This window comes from Streptomyces sp. NPDC050263, from assembly GCF_040655955.1.
Lineage (GTDB): Bacteria > Actinomycetota > Actinomycetes > Streptomycetales > Streptomycetaceae > Streptomyces.
The window spans coordinates 1-1,239 of the sequence record NZ_JBFAKW010000308.1 but is presented as its reverse complement, the minus strand read 5'-3'; the positions used below and the strand labels follow the sequence as shown (position 1 = coordinate 1,239).

The window sequence follows — 1,239 nt, the reverse complement described above, 5'->3', positions numbered from 1 at the left end:
GACGGGCCGCCCACCGAGGCGGGCGGCCCGTCGATCCGGCCCTTCAGCGCTCTTCAGCACCGGCGAGGTCAGGCGTCGGCTTCCGCCTGGAGCGCGGCCGCGGGATCGCCGTCGAGTCCGGCGACCAGGTCGCGCACAAGGGGGCCGTACTCCGGGTGGGCGAGGGCGAACGCCATCTGGGCGACCAGGTAGTCGGCCGGGTTGCCGGTGTCGTACCAGCGGCCCTTGATGACCTGTCCGTACACCGCGCGGGTGGCGGCGTAGGCGTTGATGGCGTGGGTCAGATAGACCTCGCCGGTGCGGTGCTCGTACCAGCGGCGGGTCTGCTCGCGCAGTTCGTCGATGATGCCGGGGGTGACGACGTAGCCGCCGATGGCCGCGTACGACGAGGGGGCGGAGGCGGGCTCGGGCTTCTCGACCAGGCCGGTGATGCGCAGTTGGCCGCCGCCGAGGTCCTCCTTGACGATGGGCACGCCGTACCGCTGGGAATGGGTGGGGTCCATCGGCAGAAGGGCCAGCACCGGGCAGCCGGTCTGCTCGTACGCGCGGATCAGCTGCTGGGCGCGGGGGACGTCGGCCACGAAGACGTCGTCGGGCCACAGCACCAGCACCGGCTCGTCGCCGAAGGCCCGGGCGGCGTTCAGCACCGGGGTGCCGTTGCCGTACGGGCCGTACTGGTCCAGATAGGTGATGTGACCTCGGCGGGCCAGCTCCGCGACCTCCTCGACGGCGTCCGCGTAGGCCGTCTTGCCGTCCGCGCGGAGTTGTTCGACGAGGGCGGGGTTGGGGCGGAAGTGGTCCTGGATGAGGCTCTTGCCACCGGACACGACGATGGTGATGTCGGTGATGCCGGAGTCCACCAGCTCCCGGACGGTGTGCTCGATGACCGGCTTGTCGCCGACCGGGAGCATCTCCTTCGGTGTCGCCTTCGTCAGGGGCAGCAGACGGGAGCCGAGTCCGGCGGCGGGGATGACAGCCCTGCGGATCGTCGGGGACATCACGTCTCTTTCACTCGAGCGGCACACCGTGCCGGCCGGCACGGCACGTTCCGACGCTACCCGTCGGGGGTGTTCTCGGGCGATGGCTGCCGTGGGCCCCCGCCCACCCCCGGGGGCACGCCGCCCCGCCCCCCCGCCCCCCCGCCCGCCCCCCCGCCCCTCCGCCCCGCGAGCGCCGCGGCCACCGGCCCCCCCACCCTCCCCCGCCCGCCCCCCGCCTCCCGGACGCCGCTACCGACGC

At 73.6% G+C, this 1,239-nt stretch carries 1 protein-coding gene; it reads right to left on the bottom strand.

The features are described from left to right. Positions 1 to 68: 68 nt before the first annotated feature. Positions 69 to 998, bottom strand: coding sequence for a UTP--glucose-1-phosphate uridylyltransferase (locus AB0J04_RS46200; protein WP_363174742.1), 930 nt, complete (start codon positions 996 to 998; stop codon positions 69 to 71). Positions 999 to 1,239: the final 241 nt, after the last annotated feature.